Annotated in this window: 12 protein-coding genes; 11 read left to right on the top strand and 1 reads right to left on the bottom strand. The window is 65.5% G+C overall.

What is annotated here, in order from left to right:
• Positions 1 to 118 precede the first annotated feature (118 nt).
• Complete coding sequence (locus C4K27_RS16555) at positions 119 to 1,024, top strand: helix-turn-helix domain-containing protein (RefSeq protein ID WP_007925420.1); 906 nt, start codon at positions 119 to 121, stop codon at positions 1,022 to 1,024.
• Positions 1,025 to 1,069: 45 nt separating this feature from the next.
• Here C4K27_RS16555 and C4K27_RS16550 read toward each other — a convergent pair whose 3' ends face one another.
• Positions 1,070 to 3,784, bottom strand: coding sequence for a hypothetical protein (locus C4K27_RS16550; RefSeq protein WP_053261307.1), 2,715 nt, complete (start codon positions 3,782 to 3,784; stop codon positions 1,070 to 1,072).
• 290 nt (positions 3,785 to 4,074) lie between these two features.
• Between C4K27_RS16550 and C4K27_RS16545 the strand changes: the two genes are divergently transcribed.
• The 10 genes from C4K27_RS16545 to C4K27_RS16500 all read left to right on the top strand — a co-directional run bounded on the left by C4K27_RS16545 (position 4,075) and on the right by C4K27_RS16500 (position 19,493).
• Positions 4,075 to 6,222 (top strand): phosphocholine-specific phospholipase C, encoded by a 2,148-nt coding sequence (locus C4K27_RS16545; RefSeq protein ID WP_053261306.1) that lies wholly within the window; start codon positions 4,075 to 4,077, stop codon positions 6,220 to 6,222.
• 225 nt (positions 6,223 to 6,447) lie between these two features.
• The gene (locus C4K27_RS16540; protein WP_053261305.1) at positions 6,448 to 6,957 is read left to right on the top strand and encodes a sigma-70 family RNA polymerase sigma factor; all 510 of its coding nucleotides are present in this window, start codon (positions 6,448 to 6,450) and stop codon (positions 6,955 to 6,957) included.
• Positions 6,957 to 7,934: a FecR domain-containing protein gene (locus tag C4K27_RS16535; protein WP_053261304.1), complete on the top strand. Its 978-nt coding sequence runs from the start codon at positions 6,957 to 6,959 to the stop codon at positions 7,932 to 7,934. The genes C4K27_RS16540 and C4K27_RS16535 overlap by 1 nt, the downstream gene beginning before the upstream one ends.
• 69 nt (positions 7,935 to 8,003) lie before the next feature.
• Complete coding sequence (locus C4K27_RS16530; protein ID WP_053261303.1) at positions 8,004 to 10,418, top strand: TonB-dependent receptor; 2,415 nt, start codon at positions 8,004 to 8,006, stop codon at positions 10,416 to 10,418.
• Positions 10,419 to 10,778: 360 nt separating this feature from the next.
• On the top strand, positions 10,779 to 12,155 hold the full coding sequence (locus tag C4K27_RS16525; RefSeq protein ID WP_053261600.1) for a diaminobutyrate--2-oxoglutarate transaminase: 1,377 nt from the start codon (positions 10,779 to 10,781) through the stop codon (positions 12,153 to 12,155).
• A gap of 235 nt (positions 12,156 to 12,390) precedes the next feature.
• Entirely contained in the window at positions 12,391 to 14,193 is a 1,803-nt protein-coding gene (locus tag C4K27_RS16520) for an IucA/IucC family protein (RefSeq protein WP_053261302.1), read from the top strand.
• On the top strand, positions 14,186 to 15,406 hold the full coding sequence (locus C4K27_RS16515) for a type III PLP-dependent enzyme (RefSeq protein WP_053261301.1): 1,221 nt from the start codon (positions 14,186 to 14,188) through the stop codon (positions 15,404 to 15,406). The genes C4K27_RS16520 and C4K27_RS16515 overlap by 8 nt, the downstream gene beginning before the upstream one ends.
• Positions 15,403 to 16,818, top strand: coding sequence for a DHA2 family efflux MFS transporter permease subunit (locus C4K27_RS16510; RefSeq protein ID WP_053261300.1), 1,416 nt, complete (start codon positions 15,403 to 15,405; stop codon positions 16,816 to 16,818). The genes C4K27_RS16515 and C4K27_RS16510 overlap by 4 nt, the downstream gene beginning before the upstream one ends.
• Positions 16,819 to 16,836: 18 nt before the next feature.
• The gene (locus C4K27_RS16505; protein ID WP_173613345.1) at positions 16,837 to 18,726 is read left to right on the top strand and encodes an IucA/IucC family protein; all 1,890 of its coding nucleotides are present in this window, start codon (positions 16,837 to 16,839) and stop codon (positions 18,724 to 18,726) included.
• A complete protein-coding gene (locus C4K27_RS16500; protein ID WP_053261298.1) occupies positions 18,720 to 19,493 on the top strand; it encodes an HpcH/HpaI aldolase family protein in 774 nt (257 codons plus the stop codon). The genes C4K27_RS16505 and C4K27_RS16500 overlap by 7 nt, the downstream gene beginning before the upstream one ends.

Here is a 19,493-nt window from a genome sequence, read left to right as displayed (position 1 = left end):
TCGCCTATCAAGGCTTCCCCTGTGGCGCGTTGACGACTATCTTGGGCAAGCCTCGCGGTTCCATCTATCCACTTTAAGCAGCACCAAAGCGCACCAAAAGAGTGCGCAAGGTCCCTTCATGACAGCGTCGACAGCTCTCCAGGTCCAGGCCTTCAACACCTTCGATGTGGCCGATCAGATCCGTGCCACCCCGGGTTGGGTGCAGCATTACCAGCAGATGTCGCCCGGGCATTTCGCCGGGCAGGTGCGTTATCTGGACCTGCAAGGGGTGCAGATCTACGAGGAGTGCATGAACACCCGGGTCGAGCAGAATTTCAGCGCGCCGCAGGACTCCCTGGCGTTCTGTTTCGATCGCAGCGACAACGCCCTGTACCTGCTCAACGGCGAGAGCCGCAACATCTGGATCACCCCGGAGAACTACCAGGAAATCGCCGTGGTGTTCGGCCCGGAATTCGTCCGCGGCCATGGCCTCGACGCGCAGCGCCTCGATGGCCTGTTCCTGGCACCGCTCAACTGCGGGCAGAACGCCTTGTTCAGCCGCTGGCTCAGCACGACCCTGACCCGCCTGTCGCAGACCCTCGACCCACCCAGCCGCGAAGCCCTGACCCAGCAGTTGCTGGAGGACTGCCTGTTTATCCTCGACAACGCCTGTGTGCGCCTGGACGGTGGCGGCCTGCGCCGGCGCGCCGAGGAGCGGGCGATCATGCAGCGGGTGGCCCAATGGGCGGCGGACGGCCCGGAAGACAGCCTCAACCTGCTGGAGTTGGCGCAGGTGGCCGGGGTTTCCCTGCGCCAGTTGCAAGGCGCGTTCAAGGCCTTCGCCGGCATGGCACCGACCCAGTGGCTGCGCCTGCGCCGGCTGAACAGTGCGCACCGCGAACTGCTGCGCCGCGGCCCGGACGAAACCACCGTGGCCGAGGTGGCCATGCGCTGGTCGTTCTGGCACCTCGGGCGGTTTTCCAGCAGTTACCGCGCGCTGTTCAAGGAACTGCCGAGCGAGACCCTGCGCCGCGGCCAGCGTTGAGCTGTTCCTGGGCGCGGGCCCGCAGGGTCGGCGCCATTTCCAGTGTCATGCGCGGGGAGGCCTGTCTGCCGAAGGGCGGCGCTGGCCATTGCGGCTCGGACGCGGCGGCTTGGGCTGGTCATCCTCGTGCGCGCTTCCCACAGGGTGGTCGCGCAGGTAGCGCCACAGTGCCTGGGCGATGGCATCGCCGTTGCCCCCCTTGCCGAAGACCTGCTGGCCGATGCTCAAGCCGAGCTGGCGGTAGCTTTCGAACTGCGCCTCGTCGAAGAACTGGTCGACGGTGGGCTGGTTGGGGAAGGACGTGTTGATCAGCGCGTAGTTCTGCACATCCGGCGATACCGAGGGGATCAGCCGGGGCTTGAGCACCAGGATGCGACTGACCAGGGTGTCCGGCTCGGTGCAGGCGTAGACGTTGAGCAGCAGCGCGCAATGCGGGTCCGCCGGCGACGGCGCGATCTTGAAGTCCTCCATGCGCCCGAACACTTTGCCCAGTACATCGTCCCCGACGATCTCTGCGTCTTCCCTGATCTCCAGGCCGTGGTCGATGCGCGCCAGGCGGATGAGATTGCTCAGATCGTCGAACCGGTAGTCGGGATCGCAGCCACAGTCGCACATCACGATCAGCTCGACCTGGCGCTCCTGGCGCAGCAGTTCATAGGCCGCCGTGTTCTCGAAGTGGCCGCCGTCCGAGAGGTACTGATAGGCGCGCCGATGGCCATGGAAGTGCGCGGTCAGTTCGTAGAACAGGTAGGTCTGGGTCGGCAGCCAGCGCGACAGCTTCAGGCCCAGGGATTGCCTGGGCTTTTCCGGTTTAGCGTCGATAAAGCGGCTGGGCCACCAGTTGCCCAGGCGCACGTTGGCCAGGCCCAGCAGAAGCGACATGCCCAGGCTGGTGGCGCGCCCCAGGCCGGTGGTGAAGGCCGCGCCGGAAACGCCGATCCACTGGCCGATGGTCAGCGGGTAGGCGATTTCCGAAGCGGGGATATTCTCCAGGTCGCGCTGATAGACCTTGCCATCGAGGATGAAGGTCCCTTCGCCCTTGACGCTGCCCGGCGCCAGGCACAGCGGCTTGCCCTTGCGGTCGCGCTGCACCAGTTGCTCGGCGGGGTCGACCGTGAGGTTCATGGTCACGTTGATCAGGTGCAGCGGGCCGGCGTTCGGCGTGCCGTAGTAGTGCTCGACGCTGATATCGTCGTTGCTCAGTGGCTCGGCCACGCTCATGTGCTTGCGCCGTTGCTCGGGCGTGCCGTCGAAGCGCTTGCCGTTGGTGGCGCCCATGTAGGCGCGGACCAGGCGCGCGCTGTAGTAGGACTGCAACGACGAGGTATTGAGGAAACCGACGAAGCGGCTGCTGACCCAGGTCAGGGCCGCTGCCACCCCGGCCAGCAGGGCCAGCCGCAGCACATAGCCGTCTTCCTGCAGGCGGATGCTGCCATCGGCGGTGACCCATATCACGAACAGCATCCACGCCAGGCAGACCGCCGCCAGCAACAGCAGGCCGCCGACCAGGCTCATGACCTCCAGGGGCAGCAGGCGCAGCCAGTCTGGCAGGCTCTTCTCGTCCCGCAACAGCGCCAGGCGGCGCACCAGCCAGATCAGCAGTGGAAGAATGCCGATGGAGCCCTGGGTCAGGGTCTGCAGGTGCAGGTAGATTGTTTCGGAGAGCGACACCAGGAACGCGGCGAACAGCAGCGCGCCGAGGGCCATGATGATCTGCGACAGCACCCGGGTGACCTCGACCCGGTAGTTGCGCACGGTAAAGATCCCGTCTTCGTCGTTGGCCTTGCGGGTGCGGTATTTCAGGCGCCAGATCAGCAGCCAGGCGTAGGCGATGCCCAGCAGCGCGATGGCGGCGAACCCGAGGAACAGGTGGCGCACGTTGGCCCTGTCGTCCGGCTGTTGCAGCAGGGCCCAGATGCCGATGAAGAGCAGCGCCATCACCGTGCAAGCCACGGCCGCCAGGTTGCTCAGGGCCGGAGGATTGCTCAGGCTGTTTTTCGGCAGCACCAGCCAGTAGGCCAGGCAGCAGGGCAGCAAGCCGAGGAGGAATACCGCGCCGGGCAGCAGGAACAGATTGGGCAGGTACTTCACTTGCAACAGCATCAGCAACGACAGGATCAGGACGATCGGCATGCCGATGACAAAGTGCAGCGACAGCCAGTTGCGCCAGGTGATCGCCAGGGCGTAGAGCGCGTCCCCCGAGCCGGTCGGGGTCAGGTAGCGGCCGTTCTCCCGGAGCCAGGCCGTGGGTCCCTTGCCGATGTCCTTGTCGCTGACGCTGGCGTAGTCGGTGTGGGTGCTGATACGTCCCGGCGGCTCGTAGTGCAGGACCTGATAGGCGTTGACCGCCGCAGTCCTGGCCGCTTGCTGGGCGGGCGACAGGTGCGAGGCTTCGGCGCGCTCCTGGGCCTGCTCCCGGCGCAGGCGATTGGGGATGAACAGGCTGGAGAAGAAACTGCCGATATAACCGCCGCCGCTGACCGTGCAGAGGTAGTCGAAACGCGGCAGCAGGGTGGTGGTGAGGTTGTCTTGCGGTGTCTTCGACGGTCGTGGGTTGGCCTGTTCCGGCGCATCGGCCCGGGCCATTGCCTGCAGCACCCCCAGGCAAAAGGTGGCGCTGCGGATGCCGCCCCCGGACAGCGCCAGCCCCCAGATCCTGGGAGGCTGGCCGGCCGGCGCGGCAAGGTATTTGAGACCCAATGCAGTACGGCGGTTCTCGATACGCTTCCTTTCCCCCTCGTAGTGCTGGGTCGAGTCCATGATTGCTCCTTGCAAACTGAAGTAGTGGCATTGTGCAAATAGGATTAAAGCAGAACGCCGTCACATTTTTCCGAATACAAGGAGCAACTCGGGATGAAGTTCACGAAATATTCTTTATTTAGAAATGTAATTAAAAATCATCGGCTTAGAGAGTTAATGCGGCTGTATCAAGATCTATGAATGCCTTGACCGCAGCCTGCAACCGCCGTGTAACTTGCTTGTTACTTGAGGTCACTACTTTGCGTGGGTCGCTATTTCCCGCCCTGTAACTTCAAGGAATTCAACCGCGTATGCCTACTCTCACTCGCAGGAAGCTCATGCAGGCCGCCGCCATCGGCTCGGCCTTTACCTTACTGCCAGACTCCATCCGCCAGGCCCTGGCGATCCCCGCCAACAACCGCACCGGCACTATCCGCGACGTCGAGCACGTGGTGATCCTGATGCAGGAAAACCGCTCCTTCGACCATTACTTCGGCACCTTGCCCGGGGTCCGCGGTTTCAGCGACCGCTTCACCATCCCGCTGCCCGGCAAGCGTTCGGTGTGGGAGCAGCAGGGCATCGGGCGAGTGGTGTTGCCGTATCACCTGGACAGCTCGCGGGGCAACGCGCAGCGGGTCAACGGCACGCCGCATTCGTGGATCGACGAGCACGCGGCCTGGGGCAGCGGGCGCATGAGCGCCTGGCCGACCTTCAAGACCAACACGTCCATGGGCTACTACCGCGAGCAGGAGCTGCCGTTCCAGTTCGCCCTGGCCAACACCTTCACCCTGTGCGATGCCTACCACTGCTCGGTGCACGCCGGGACCAACCCCAACCGCCTGTTCCACTGGACCGGCACCAACGGCCCGACCGGCGCCAACGTGGCGGCGGTGGTCAACGAATGGGACGGCCCGGGCGCAGTGGACGTCGGCTACACCTGGAAAACCTACCCCGAGCGCCTGGAAGAGCGGGGCGTCAGCTGGAAGATCTACCAGTACCTGCCGGACAACTTCGGCGACAACCCGTTGGCCGGTTTCCGCCAGTACCGCCGCGCCAGCGTGGCGGCCGGCAACCCGGCGCAGCCGCCGGAAGACTTCACTGCCTTCGTGCCGTACAGCGATGCGCTGAATGCCCGGGTGCCGCTGTACAAGGGCAACGGCAACACCTTGCCGGCGCGCAGCGGTAGCGACCTGGAGGGCATGATCGCCGGGTTCCGCAACGATGTGCAGCAGGGCAAGCTGCCCAAGGTCAGCTGGATCGTCGCCCCGGCCACCTATTCCGAGCACCCGGGGCCGTCGAGCCCGGTACAGGGTGGCTGGTTCACCCAGGAAATCCTCAAGGCGCTGACCGACAACCCCGAGGTCTGGAGCAAGACCGTGCTGCTGGTCAACTACGACGAGAACGACGGTTTCTTCGACCATCTGCCGTCGCCCTCGGCACCTTCGCGGCGCCTGGATGGCAGCTTCGCCGGCAAGTCCACGGTGGATTTCGACAGTGAGGTGTTCACCCACCCGGCGCCACCGGGGACCACCCAGCAACCGCGTCCGGACGGCGGTATCTACGGCCCTGGCCCGCGGGTGCCGATGCTGGTGCTGTCGCCCTGGAGCCGCGGCGGCTGGGTCAACTCCCAGGCGTTCGACCACACCTCGGTCCTGCAATTTCTCGAGAAGCGCTTCGGCGTGCGCGAGCCGAACATCAGCGCCTGGCGCCGTGCCGTGTGCGGCGACCTGACTTCGGCCTTCAACTTCGTCAATCCCAACAGCGAAATCCTCCCGCCGCTGCACACCACCACCCGCCAGGCCGCGGACCTGTTGCGCCAGCGCCAGGAACAACTGGCCCAGGTGCCGCTGCCGGACCCCAGCCGCCAGCAACTGCCGCAGCAGCAGCAGCGCGTGGCCCGGCCATCGCGAGCCTTGCCGTATCGGCTGAATGTCGAGGCCAAGGCCAAGCGCAAGGCGTTGAGCCTGACCCTGAGCCTGCAGAACAGCGGCGAGCAGGGCGCGGTGTTCCATGTCTACGATCGCCTGCACCTGCTGGACATTCCCCGTCGCTATACGGTGGAGGCGGGCAAGCAGCTCAAGGACAGCTGGCAGACCGCGGGCCGCTACAAGCTGTGGCTGCTGGGGCCTAACGGCTTCCACCGCAGCTTCCACGGCAACCTGCTGGAGCGCCAGCCCGAGGTATCGATGTTCAGCCGCGGCAACAACCTGCAGCTGACCCTGAGCAACCCGGGCAAGGAGCCGGTATCGATCACCATCGAGCGTTGCCCCTACACCCATCAGGGGCCATGGCGTTTCGACGTGCCCGGGCGCAGCGAGGTCCACCAGATGTTCGCCTGCCAGGCCAGTGGCGGCTGGTACGACCTGACCCTGCGCGGCGAGGGCGGCTGGCTGCGGCGCCTGGCCGGGCGCCTGGAAACCGGTGCGCACAGCATCAGCGACCCGTTGATGGGCGTGTAAGCGCGCGCCCGTGCCCGGCCCGCAAGGGGCCGGGCGCTGTTTCAGCAGCCGACCGGGTGCTTCACCTGGATGTCTTCAGCCCTGGGACCATGGTTCCAGAGCACCCGCCGATGTTCCCCAGCAGACGAAAACCAGAACTCAATCACACGAAAGGACTTGGTTTGCCTTATGAATATTAATTAGAATCAGTCTCATTTGAATGATCCTTCGCGCAGGGCTCTTGACATGATTGAAGCAGCGACGCCACCGGAGCAAAGCCTACATGCCCTGTACCGCGACCATCGCAGCTGGCTCGAGAGCTGGTTGCGCCAGCGCATGGGCAACGCCTGGGATGCGGCGGACCTGAGCCAGGACACCTTCCTGCGCGTGCTCACCAGTTCCCAGCAACTGGTCGACCTGCGCGAGCCGCGGGCCTACCTGGTGACCGTGGGCAAGCGCCTGCTGAGCAACTTCTACACCCGGCGCAAACTGGAGCAGGCCTACCTGGACGCGCTGGCCAGCCTGCCCGAAGACAGCGTGCCGTCCCCGGAACAGCGCTGGGTGCTGCTGGAAACCCTGCAAGCCCTCGACGAATTGCTCGACGGCCTGGCGCCCCTGGTGCGCCGGGCGTTTCTCTGGAGCCAGCTGGAAGGGCTGGGTTATCGCGAGATCGCCGAACGCCTCGACGTCTCGGAACGCACCGTCAAGCGCTACATGGCCCAGGCCTACGAACACTGCCTGCTGGTGGAGCTGTGATGCGCTCGGCGCCGTCCAGCGAAACCCGCGAGGTGGCCCGCGCGGCGGCCCAGTGGCTGGCGCTGCTGGAGTCCGGCGCGGCCAACGCCGACGATCACGCGCGCCTGCAGCACTGGCGCAACAGCAACAGCCAGAACGAAAGCGCCTGGCAGAAAGCGCAGCTGCTGCGCCAGCGTTTCTCCGCGCTGCCCTCGGCCCTGGCGCTGGCCACCCTGGATCGTCCCGAGCCGTCGCGGCGCGCGGTACTCAAGCGCGCCCTCGGCGTCGCCGCACTGGTGCCGACTGCCTGGCTGCTGGGGCGCCAACTGCCCCTGGACGTATGGCGCGCCGACCTGCAGACCGGTACCGGCGAACATCGCAAATTATCCCTGGCCGATGGCAGCGCCTTGCAGTTGAACACCGCCAGCGCGGTCAACGTCGACCTGGGCGCCCGGCAGGTGACCCTGGTGCGCGGCGAGATGGCGCTCAAGGTCACCGGCAGCGCGCCGCTGACCATCCAGGCGCCTTATGGCCGCATCGTCGTCAGCCGCAGCGAAGTCTGCGTGCGCCTCAATGAACACGATTGCCGGGTGTCGGTGGTCAGCGGCTCGGTGCAACTGCAACCCTTGTTCGGCCCGCAATTGCAGTTGGGCGAAGGCCAGCGGGTGCGGCTGTGGGTGGACGGCGCCGGGCAGATCGATGCCTTCGACGCGCAGTTGCCGGGCTGGCGCGACGGCGTGCTGATGGCGCAGAACCAGCCCCTGGGGGATTTCCTGCGCGAGCTCGGTCGTTATCGCCCGGGCCTGCTGCGTTGGGAACCGGAACTGGAAGCCCTGCGCGTCACCGGCAGCTTCCGTCTCGACAACACCGACCGCGTGCTGTCGCTGCTGGCCGCCAGCCTGCCGCTGGAGGTGCATTCGCGCACCCGTTATTGGGTCACCCTGACTTCGGCAAAAGAAACCCCGCCGACAAACACCCCGCAAAAAAATATTGGCTGAAGCCTGTCCCTTTTTTTTGCCTCGCCGGTCATTCCAGGTAAGTGAACAAAAAAACGAGAGCTTCCTCCCATGCCCGTAGTATTGCCATACCGTTTGCGTCCGGTTTCCCCCGGACTGTTGCAGTTGGGCCTCATCCTGACACTCAGTTCCAGCCCGTTATTCATCCAGGCCAGTTGGGCCGACGACGCTGCGCGGCGCAGCTACCAGGTGCCGGCCGGCCCGCTGAGCGCCGCGCTGACCCGTTTCGCCGGCCTCGCCGGGGTCAACCTGTCGGTGGACCCACAGCTGGTCAGCGGCCGCAACAGCGGCGGCCTGTCCGGCGAGTACGGGGTGGAGGAGGGCTTTGCCCGCTTGCTGCAAGGCTCCGGCCTGCAACTGCAACCGGTGGGTGAGCAGGCGTACATCCTGACCCCGGCGCCGCAAGGCGGCAGCCTGCAACTGGCGCCGACCTCGATTCTCGGCGCCAGCGGCGCGACCGACAGCGACGTCTTCGCTGGTGGCCAGGTGGCGCGCCGTGGCTCGCAAGGCCTGCTGGGTTCGAAGGACTTCATGGAAACGCCGTTCAGCATGACCACCTACACCAGCGAGGTGGTGAAGAACCAGCAGGCGCGGACCCTCGGCGACCTGATCGCCAGCGACCCCTCGGTGCGCGCCACCAACCCGGCGGGCGGCCGTTATGAACAGTTCACCATCCGCGGCTTCAGCCTGTTCAACAGCGATGTCGCCTACAACGGCCTGTACGGCGTGCTGCCGACCTACACCATCGACATGGAAATGGCCGACCGGGTGGACATCCTCAAGGGCCCGACCCAACTGATCAACGGCATCTCGCCGCGGGGCAGCGTCGGCGGCGGGATCAACGTGGTGCCCAAGCGCGCCACCGACAAGCCCATTACCGAACTCACCGGCAGCTACGCCTCGGACAGCCAAGTGGGCGGCGCGGTGGACATTGGCCGGCGCTTCGGCGAGGACAACAAGTTCGGCGTGCGCCTGAACGCGGTCAAGCAGTCCGGCGACACCGAATGGGATCACCAGAGCGTCGACCGCGAGATGGCGGTGCTGGGCTTGGACTTCCGTGGCGAACGCCTGCGCCTGTCGACCGACATCGGCCATACCGAACGCGACACCGACGCGCCCCAGGAGCGGGTGCAGATAGGCGCCAACGCCAAGGTGCCGGACGCGGATGACGTGCGGCACAACTATGCGCAGTCCTGGAGCAAGGCACGCACCAAGGACACCTTCGGCACGGTCAATGCCGAATACGACGTCAACGACTCGATCATGCTGTACGGCGGCGTCGGCGCGCGCAAAAGCAACCACGACTTCCTCCGGCATGCCGTGTCGATCACCAACGACGCCGGCGACTTCAGCGTGCAGCCGCGCGACTTCACTCGCGACGAAAACGTGCGCACCACCACGGCGGGCGTGCGCAGCTGGTTCCACTCCGGCCCGGTGAGCCATGAGGTCAACCTGGCGGCCAGCTACTTCTACATGGATTTCGAAAACGGCGGCGCGCGCTATGCCGCATCTCCCAGCAACCTCTACAACCCACGGCCGACGCCAACCCCGTCGCGGCCGACGCGCTTCGACCCCAAGGTCTACACCGAGAACCGCTTCAGCGGTGTGGCGCTGTCCGACACCCTGGGCTTCTTCGATGACCGCCTGCTGCTGACCCTCGGCGCGCGCTGGCAACGGGTCAAGGTCGACGACTGGAGCGACGGCGTCAAAGGCGACACCGCCTATGACGAGGAAAAGGTCTCGCCTTCGGGCGGCCTGCTGTTCAAGGCCACCGATCAGTTGTCGCTGTACGTCAACTACATGGAAGGCCTGAGCCAGGGCAAGATCGCGCCGTCGACCTCGATCAACGAAGACGAAATCTTCCCGCCGTTCATCAGCCGCCAGGTCGAGGCCGGCGCCAAGTACGACGCCGGGGCCTTCGCCCTGACCGCCGCGGTGTTCCGCATCAAGCAGCCGGCCTACGAGACCAACGCCACCACCCGGGTCTTCGGCCCGAACGGCAAACGGCAGAACGACGGCGTCGAGCTCAGCGTGTTCGGCGAACCGCTCAAGGGCTTCCGCCTGCTGGGCGGGGTGATGTACATCGACAGCGAACTGAAGGACACCACCAACGGTACCTTCGACGGCAATCGCGCGCCGGCCACGCCGAAGTACAACGTCAACCTGGGGGCCGAGTGGGACGTGCCGAAGGTCCAGGGCCTGACCCTGACCGCACGCGGCATCTACTCCAGCTCGCAGTACCTGGACCAGGCCAACAGCAAGGAAATCGACTCCTGGGAGCGTTTCGACCTGGGCGCGCGCTACGCCTTCAAGCTCGACGACAAGGACATCACCTTGCGCGCCAATGTCGAGAACGTGCTGGACAAGCGTTACTGGAGTTCGGCCGGGGCCTCGGACGACAGCGAGCCGGGCTTGACCCTGGCGACGCCACGGACCCTGTTGCTCTCGGCAACCGTGGGTTTCTAAGAAGCGATGCGGACAAGCGCCACAGGGAAGGGCGCACCGCCGTGTTGGTCATGACCGGTTCCTTTGGTCGAGGAAGAAAGTATGCCCATTATCAGTTGATCAACTTGCTCGCCTCTTGAATGAGGTGTTGGCCATTTAATGGCAACTAATGAAGTTGTCGGAAAGATGGCAATAACATGGCAGTTTCATACGTCATAAATGACGTTTTACCAAGTTTATCAACTTGGTTTTTGGCGTGGGCGCGATAGTTAACTTATATCCGCAAGTGTCATGCGACTATTCCAAATAAGTTTGAATAAGTAGTTGTGCGTTTTTATTAATGATAATAATTTGCATGTCGAATTTAACGAGGGTGAACAGATGTTGAATGATGGCATATTGCGCACTAGTCCTCTGCAAAAAACCAATGCCGACTATCTGGCCCGGCAAGGCAAGTTCGAATCCAATGTGCGCAGTTACCCGCGCAAGTTGCCACTGGCCATCGCCAAGGCGCATGGGGTCTGGGTCACCGACGTCGAAGGCAAGACCTACCTGGACTGCCTGGCCGGCGCCGGCACCCTGGCCCTGGGGCACAACCACCCGGCGATCATGGCCAGTCTCGACAGTTTCCTGGCCTCGGGCCTGCCCATGCACACTCTGGACCTGACCACCGTGGTCAAGGACGCCTTCAGCGAAACCCTGCTCAGCCTGCTGCCGGGCCAGGGCCGCGACTACTGCCTGCAGTTCTGCGGGCCGTCCGGGGCGGACGCGGTGGAAGCGGCGCTGAAGCTGGCCAAGACCCATACCGGGCGGCACAACGTCATCAGTTTCTCCGGGGCCTACCACGGCATGACCCACGGTGCCCTGGCGCTGACCGGCAATACCGCGCCCAAGCACGCCATCGCCGGCCTGATGCCGGGCGTGCAGTTCATGCCGTACCCCCACGAATACCGCTGCCCGCTGGGGATCGGCGGCGAGGCCGGGGTCGAGGCGCTGACCCATTACTTCACCCAGTTCATCGAAGACGTGGAAAGCGGCGTGTCGCTGCCGGCGGCGGTGATTCTCGAGGCGGTGCAGGGCGAGGGCGGGGTCAACTGCGCGCCGGCCAGCTGGCTGCGGGCGATCCGCGAAGTGACTCGCCAGCACGGCATCGTGCTGATCCTCGATGAGGTGCAGGCCGGCTTTGCCCGCACCGGCAAGATGTTCGCCTTCGAGCACGCCGGCATCGAGCCGGACATGATCGTCATGTCCAAGGCGGTGGGCGGCGGCCTGCCGATGGCGGTGCTGGGCATCAAGCGCGAATTCGATGCCTGGGAGCCGGGCAACCACGCCGGCACCTTCCGCGGCAACCAGATGGCCATGGCCGCGGGCCTGGCGACCCTGCAAGTGTTGCGCGAGCAGAACATCGCGGCCCTGGCCGAACGTCGCGGGCAGTGGCTCAAGGAGCAACTGATGGCCTTGCAGCCGAGCTATCCGGCCCTGGGCCAGGTGCGCGGGCGTGGCCTGATGCTGGGCATCGAGATCGTCGACGAACGCCAGCCGGCCGACCGCCACGGGCATTTCCCGTCGGACCCGGGCCTGGCCGTGGCCATCCAGCAGCACTGCTTCAAACAGGGCCTGCTGCTGGAGCGCGGCGGACGTCGCGGCAATGTGATCCGCCTGTTGCCGCCGTTGGTCGTCGACGACGAACAGTGCCAGCAAGTTATCCAGCGATTTACTCGCGCAATGGCGGACGCCTTATTGCAGGCACGTGCTTGAAGTGCTGTTCTTGAAATGAAGCGTATTCGATGAAAGTGTGTCGTTTTTCACACTTTTAAGTCTTGGTTGAATAACTGTCAGGCGACAGGTTTTTCTTGTTAAAGGTTGCAGGAAAGTGCAGGCGGACGAGTTCGTTTGACGGGTATCTGTCGGCTTTCGGTATGGCCGAATAGCAACTAACTATTTGCCGCGACAGTACGCAGCCAGTGACCGCACGGGCTACTGTGGAGCATGTATGAATTATTCAGATCGCGATGTTTTATCAAAGCATGTTTTATCGAAGATGGTCAGTGAGCTGGCGACCACTCGCGCCTTGCTCAATTGCCTGATCAAAGAGTTCGCCTTGCCGGAAAACTGCCTCAGTTACAGCTGGCCGACACAGATGCAGGGCATCGCCCCCGGCAGTTACCTGGACGGCCTGGAATGGAAGGGCATCCCGCTGACCATCGACCTGCCCAACCAGCAGCAGTTCTTCGTCATGGTCGACCGCCGCGACCACCTGGGCAGCCACCGTTACCTGTCGGACGTGTATGCCCGGCGCGAAGCAGGCGAGACCTGGCGCTGCCTGGCCTTTGCCGAGTTCGTCGAGCAACTGCTCGGCGCCTGCGAACACATGACCCGGGCCAGCAACGACGAGCTGCTGGACCAAGTGCTGCAAAGCCAGTCGCTGACCGCCGCCATCGTCGCCCACAACATGGACGGCCAGGGCCCGGCGCCGCTGAGCGGCTACCTGGCCAGCGAACAGGGCCTGTGGTTCGGCCACCCCAACCATCCGGCGCCCAAGGCGCGGCTGTGGCCGGCACACCTGGCCCAGGAAACCTATGCCCCGGAATTCCAGGCCGAGACCGCGCTGCACCTGTTCGAAGTGCCGCGCCAGGGCCTGCGGGTGACCGCCAGCGGCCTCAGCGAAGAGCAGGTGATGGCCGGTTTCGCCGACCAGGGCCGGGCGCGCCCGGGGCACGCGATGATCTGTATGCACCCGGTGCAGGCCGAGCTGTTCATGCAGGACCGCCGCGTGCAGCGCCTGCTGGAACTGGGCGAGGTGATCGACCACGGGCCGACTGGGCCGCTCGCCAGCCCGACGGCCTCGATGCGCACCTGGTACATCGAGGACCACGACTTTTTCATCAAGGGCTCGCTGAACGTGCGCATCACCAATTGCGTGCGCAAGAACGCCTGGTACGAGCTGGAAAGCACGCTGATCATCGACCAGCTGTTCCAGCGCCTGCAGCGGACCCAGGCCGAAACCCTGGGCGGCTTGTCGGCGGTGGCCGAGCCGGGTTCCATGAGCTGGGCGCCGCTGCAGGCCAGCGAAGCCGACGCCCACTGGTTCCGCGAACAGACCGGGGCGATCCTGCGGGAGAACTTCTGCCGCCGCGCCGGCGCCGAGCGCAGCGTGATGGCCGGCACCCTGTTCGCCCGCGACATCCATTCGCGGCCGCTGGTGCATGACTTCCTGCAAGGCTTCAACGCCAGTGAACTGACGGACGAGCAACTGGTGGACTGGTTCGACCAGTACCAGGCGCTGCTGCTGCGGCCGGTGCTGGCGCTGTTCTTCAACCACGGCGTGGTGATGGAGCCGCACCTGCAGAACAGCGTGCTGATCCACGACCAGGGCCAGCCGCAACAGCTGCTGCTGCGGGACTTCGAGGGGGTCAAGCTTACCGATGAGCTGGGCATGGCGCAGATCGAGGTCGGCCTGCACCCGCGGGTGCGCCAGTCGCTGCTGTATTCCCGCGAGCAGGGCTGGAGCCGCATCACCTATTGCCTGCTGATCAACAACCTGTCGGAAGCGGTGCTGGCCCTGAGCTGGGAACGCCCGCACCTGGCGCCGCTGATGTGGCAACGGGTCGAGCAGCAATTGCGGCGCATCCGTGACGAGCTGGTACGCCCGGCGCCGGAACTGGACGCGCTGATCGCCGGCCAGCCGATTGCCTGCAAGACCAATCTCAAGGTGCGCCTGGCCGCCAAGGCCGACCGCCAGGCCGGCTACGTCAACCTGAGTTCGCCATGGAGCGAGGAGGCCCGTTATGGCTGAGTTGTCCCAGGCAGTCCTGCGCGCCATCGACCAGGCCCGGGCCGGCAGTGCCGACCCGCTGGCGGCCTTTATCTACGATCTGGATGCCTTGCAGGCCCATGTGCGCCAGGTGATGGCGGCGTTGCCGGCCGGGGTCGAGCTGTATTACGCGATCAAGGCCAACAGCGAGGCGCCGGTACTGGCGGCGCTGGCCCCGCTGGTCAGTGGTTTCGAGATTTCCTCGGGCGGCGAGATCGAGCGGGTGGTGGCCTGTCCGACCCGCAAGCCCTATGTGTTTTCCGGCCCCGGCAAGCTCGATTCCGACCTGCGCGCGGCCCTGGCCCATCAGGTGGAAGCGGTGCACCTGGAAAGCCTCAACGAGATCGAGCGCCTGCAACGCCTGGCCGAAGAAGCAGGGCGAGTACAGCCGGTGTTCATCCGCATCAACCCGCAGTTGCCGCAGAACCAGTCGAGCCGGCTGGCCATGGCCGGCACCGCCACGCCGTTCGGCATCGACGAGGCGGAGCTGGCCGAGGCCGTGCAAAGGGTCGACCGCGCCAGCCATCTGCGCCTCAAGGGTTTCCATGTGCACGCCATGTCCCACCAGCAGTCGGTGGAGCGCCATGAACAGTTGCTGGACTTCTATCTGCAACGCTGGCCGCTGTGGAAGGCCCTGGCGGCGCATCCCGAGCACCTGACCCACCTGAATGTCGGCGGCGGCATCGGCGTCGATTACCTCAGCGGCCAGCAGTTCGACTGGCAGCGCCTGTGCCGCTACCTGGAACGCCGGCTGGCGGAGCAGGGCGCTCAGGCGCCGATTCTGCGCTTCGAGCCCGGGCGGTTTATCAGCGCCTTCTGCGGTTACTACGTGATCGAAGTGCTGGACACCAAGACCAGCCACGGCGAGCACTTCCTGGTGTGCCGCGGCGGCACCCACCAGTTCCGCCTGCCCGCGGCGCAGAGCCACGACCATCCGTTGATTCACCTGCCACGCACGCCGCAGCCGGCGCACAGCGCGGAGCAGGCCTGGACCGTGGTCGGCCAGCTGTGCACGCCCAAGGATGTGTTGAGCCGGGCCCAGCCGCTCAAGGGCGTCAGCGTCGGCGACCTGCTGGTGCTGCCGATGGCCGGGGCCTATGGCTACAACATTTCCCACGCCGATTTCCTTTGCCATCCGCGGCCGGCGCAGCACTTCCTGCGCCAGGGTGAATTGCTCGAAGGAGCCGCTCTGTGAGTTTCAAGGCACCGCGCGCTTGGGTGGTGGTCAACGTGCTGCTCGGCACTATGACCGTCAGCCTCAACAACAGCTCGCTGAACCCGGCGCTGCCGGCGTTCATGCAGGCCTTCGCCATCGGCCCGCTGATGGCCACCTGGATAGTCGCGGCCTTCATGACCAGCATGGGCATGACCATGCCGCTGACCAGCTTCCTCAGCCAGCGCCTGGGTCGGCGACGCCTGTACCTGTGGGGCGTGGCGCTGTTTATCGGCGGTTCGCTGCTCGGTGCCCTGGCCGATTCCATCGCCCTGGTGATCGCCGCGCGGGTGGTGCAGGGCATCGCCAGCGGGCTGATGATCCCGCTGTCCCTGGCGATCATCTTCGCGGTGTACGCCAAGGACGAGCGCGGCCGGGTCACCGGCCTGTGGGGCGCGGCGGTGATGCTGGCGCCGGCGGTGGGCCCGCTGTGCGGCAGCCTGCTGCTGGAGTGGTTCAGCTGGCGCTCGCTGTTTTTGATGAACGTGCCGATCGGCGTCGTCGCGCTGCTGATGGGCCTCGCGGTCTTGCCGGCTTCCGAGCCGGCCGAGCGCAAGCCGTTCGACCTGGCCGGCTACCTGCTGATCGCTTCGGGCATCGGCCTGCTGATGATTGCCATTAGCCGCCTGCACCACGCTGCCGCGCTGGCCAACCCTATGAACCTGGGAATGCTGCTGGTAGCGCTGCTGTGCCTGGTGGCCTTTGTCCGTCTGGAGCTGCGCCGCGAGGCGCCGCTGCTCAACCTGCGGATCTTCGCCCTGCGCGGTTACCGCCTGAGCGTGATCATCGCCGTGGTGCAGTCGGTGGGCATGTTCGAGTGCCTGGTGCTGCTGCCGTTGCTGGTGCAGACGGTGCTCGGCTACAGCGCCATCTGGACCGGCCTGGCGCTGCTGTGCACGGCGGTGTTCGCCAGTCTGTTCGGGCGCATGGGCGGCAGCGCCCTGGATCGCCACGGGCCGCGCCGGGTGGTGTCCATCGGCCTGCTGCTGACCGGGCTGTCGACCCTGGCCCTGGGCCTGCTCCCGGCCAATGCGGCGATCGGCCTGGTGTTCGCGCTGATGATGCTGCGCGGCGCGGGCCTGGGCCTGTCCTACATGCCGGTGACCACCGCCGGGCTGAATGCCTTGCCCGAGCCGATGGTCACCCAGGGCGCGGCGATGAACAACATATCGCGGCGCCTGGTGTCGTCCCTGGGCATTGTCATCGCCTCGCTGTGGCTGGAGTTCCGCCTGATCGATGGCGGCGTGCAGGCCCAGGCGGGCATGTCATCCGCCATCAGCGAGGTGTTCGTGGCCACCGGCCTGCTGATCCTGCTGGCACTGCCCTGCGCCTGGCGTTTTCCCCTTTCCGACGAGACCGCCGAGGCTGTGCCCGGCGCCCTCGAACACCGTTAACCCTTCTTCGCACAAGGTATGAACATGGCGACTGCAATCTCGACAACCTCAAGCCAGCCCTCCGGTCCCGGTGCCTGGCTGGCCACGGTGGATGGGCGTATCGACGAAAAAGTCCAGCAGCGGGTGGTTGGCCAGCTGTTGCAGACCCTGCTGTATGAAGGCGTGCTGCCGTTCGACAGCCAGCCGCTGGAGGGCGGCCCGCACGGCCATGACAGCGGCCAGCGCCGTTTTGTGGTGCTCGGCATCGACGGCCAGCAGCAGCGGGTGGAGTACCACTGCAACGGCCTGCTCAGCGCCAGCTTCGATTTGATCCGCCTCGATTCCGCCAGCCTCGAACGCCTCGACAGCCGCGGCCGGCGCAGCGTGCCGGACCTGCACCAGGCCCTGGCCGAGCTGCTTGGTGACTATCAGGACAGCCCGCACCTGGGGCGTTTCATCCAGGAACTGGAGCAGACCCAGCTCAAGGATCTGCAAGCGCGCAGCCAGGGCTACCAGGCCGAGAAACCGTCCTGCCAGCTGGACGTGGACGCCCTGGAGCAGCACTTCATGGACGCCCACAGCTACCACCCGTGCTACAAGTCGCGCATCGGCTTTTCCCTGGCGGACAACCAGGCCTACGGCCCGGAATTCGCCACGCCGATCGCCGTGGTGTGGCTGGCGGTTGCGCGCAACCGGGCCTCGCTCAACCATTCGCAGAAACTCGACTTCCCGGCCTTTATCCGCCAGGAGCTGGGCGCCGAGCGCTGGCAGCAGGTCGAGCGACAACTGGCCAGCCAGGGTAGGGCGCTGGACGACTACCAGCTGCTGCCGGTGCACCCGTGGCAGTGGGAAAACCTGATTGTCTCGACCTTCTACCCGGAGTTGCTCAGCGGCGAGCTGATCTACCTCGGCACCTCGGATGATCAGTACAAGGCCCAGCAGTCGATCCGCACCCTGGCCAACGCCACGGCCAAGCAGCGGCCCTACGTCAAGCTGGCCATGAGCATGACCAACACTTCCAGCACGCGCATCCTGGCCCGGCACACGGTGCTGAACGGGCCGATCATCACCGACTGGCTGCAACAGCTGATCGCCAGCGACAGCACCGCGCGCCAGCTGGATTTCGTGATCCTCGGCGAAGTGGCCGGGGTCAGCTTCGACTACCAGCACCTGCCTCCGTCCCGCAGTCCCCAGGCCTACGGCACCCTGGGGGCGATCTGGCGCGAAAGCCTCCATCAGTACCTGAAGGCGGACGAGCAGGCGGTGCCGTTCAACGGCCTGAGCCATGTGGAGAACCGCTACGGCACAGGGCCGCAGCAGCCGTTCATCGACGCCTGGATCCGCCAGTACGGCCTGCAGGCCTGGACCCGCCAGCTGCTGCAGGTGACGGTGCCGCCGATCATCCACATGCTCTACGCCGAAGGCATCGGCATGGAATCCCACGGCCAGAACATCGTGCTGATCGTCAAGCAGGGCTGGCCGCAGCGCATCGCCCTCAAGGACTTCCACGACGGCGTGCGCTACTCGCCGGCGCACCTGGCGCGCCCCGAGCTGTGCCCGGAGCTGGTGCCGCTGCCGGCCAGCCACGCCAAGCTGAATCGCAACTCCTTCATCCTCACCGACGATGTCAACGCGGTACGGGATTTCTCCTGCGACTGCTTCTTCTTCATCTGCCTGGCGGAGATGGCGATCTTTCTGCGCCAGCACTACCAGCTCGACGAAGGCCAGTTCTGGCAAATGACCGCCGAGGTAATCCTCGACTACCAGGACGCCCATCCGCAGCACCGCGACCGTTTCGGCCTGTTCGACGTGTTCGCGCCGAGCTACGAAGTCGAAGAACTGACCAAGCGCCGCCTGCTGGGCGACGGCGAGCGGCGCTTCAAGTCGGTGCCCAACCCACTTCATGCCTACAGGCCGCAAGCATGCTGAGAAGCAACCAGCTGAAACGCAAACTGGCGGCCGGGCAGGCGGTGTACGGGCTGATCAGCTCGATCCCGGCGCCGGCGGCCATCGAGCTGATCGCCGAGGCCGGGTTCGACTTCGTGATCATCGACATGGAACACGTGCTGATCAATCCGGAAACCGTCGAGCACATGATCCGCACCGCCGAGGCCTACGAGCTGACGCCGCTGGTGCGGGTCGCCGACCTCAACCCCAAGACAATGCTGCGCCTGCTCGACGGCGGCGCCCAGGGCATCGTGCTGCCGATGATCGAATCCGCCGAGCAGTTGCAGGCGGCGATTGCCGCCTGCAAATACCACCCGCTGGGCCAGCGCAGCCTCAACGCCGGGCGCCCCGGCAGTTTCGGCAAGCACAGCCTGGCGCAGTACGTGGGGCAGGCCAACGAGCAGATCATGCTGGTGGCGATGATCGAAAGCGTCGCCGGCGTGCGCAACGCCGCGCAGATCGCCGCGGTGCCGGGCCTGGACATGATCCTCGAAGGCGCGGCCGACCTCTCGCAATCCCTCGGCATGCCCTGGCAGATCGACCAGCCGGCGGTCCAGCAGGCGCTGCTCGATGCCTGGCAGGCGGCGGACCATGCCGGCGTGCCGTATTGCGCCATTCCCCGGCAGCAGGGCGACCTGGGCCGCTGGCGCGAGCGCGGGGTCCGGGCCTTTGTCCTCGGCGACGAACGCGGCATTGCCTTTCGTGCTCTCCAGGCCAGGTTGGCCACCCTTTCTCTAGAAGGAAAATAA

The organism is Pseudomonas chlororaphis subsp. chlororaphis, from assembly GCF_003945765.1.
In the GTDB taxonomy this organism is placed as follows: Bacteria; Pseudomonadota; Gammaproteobacteria; order Pseudomonadales; family Pseudomonadaceae; genus Aquipseudomonas; species Aquipseudomonas chlororaphis.
Note: the sequence above shows the minus strand (reverse complement) of the source record. Positions and strands in the feature narration are given on the sequence as shown.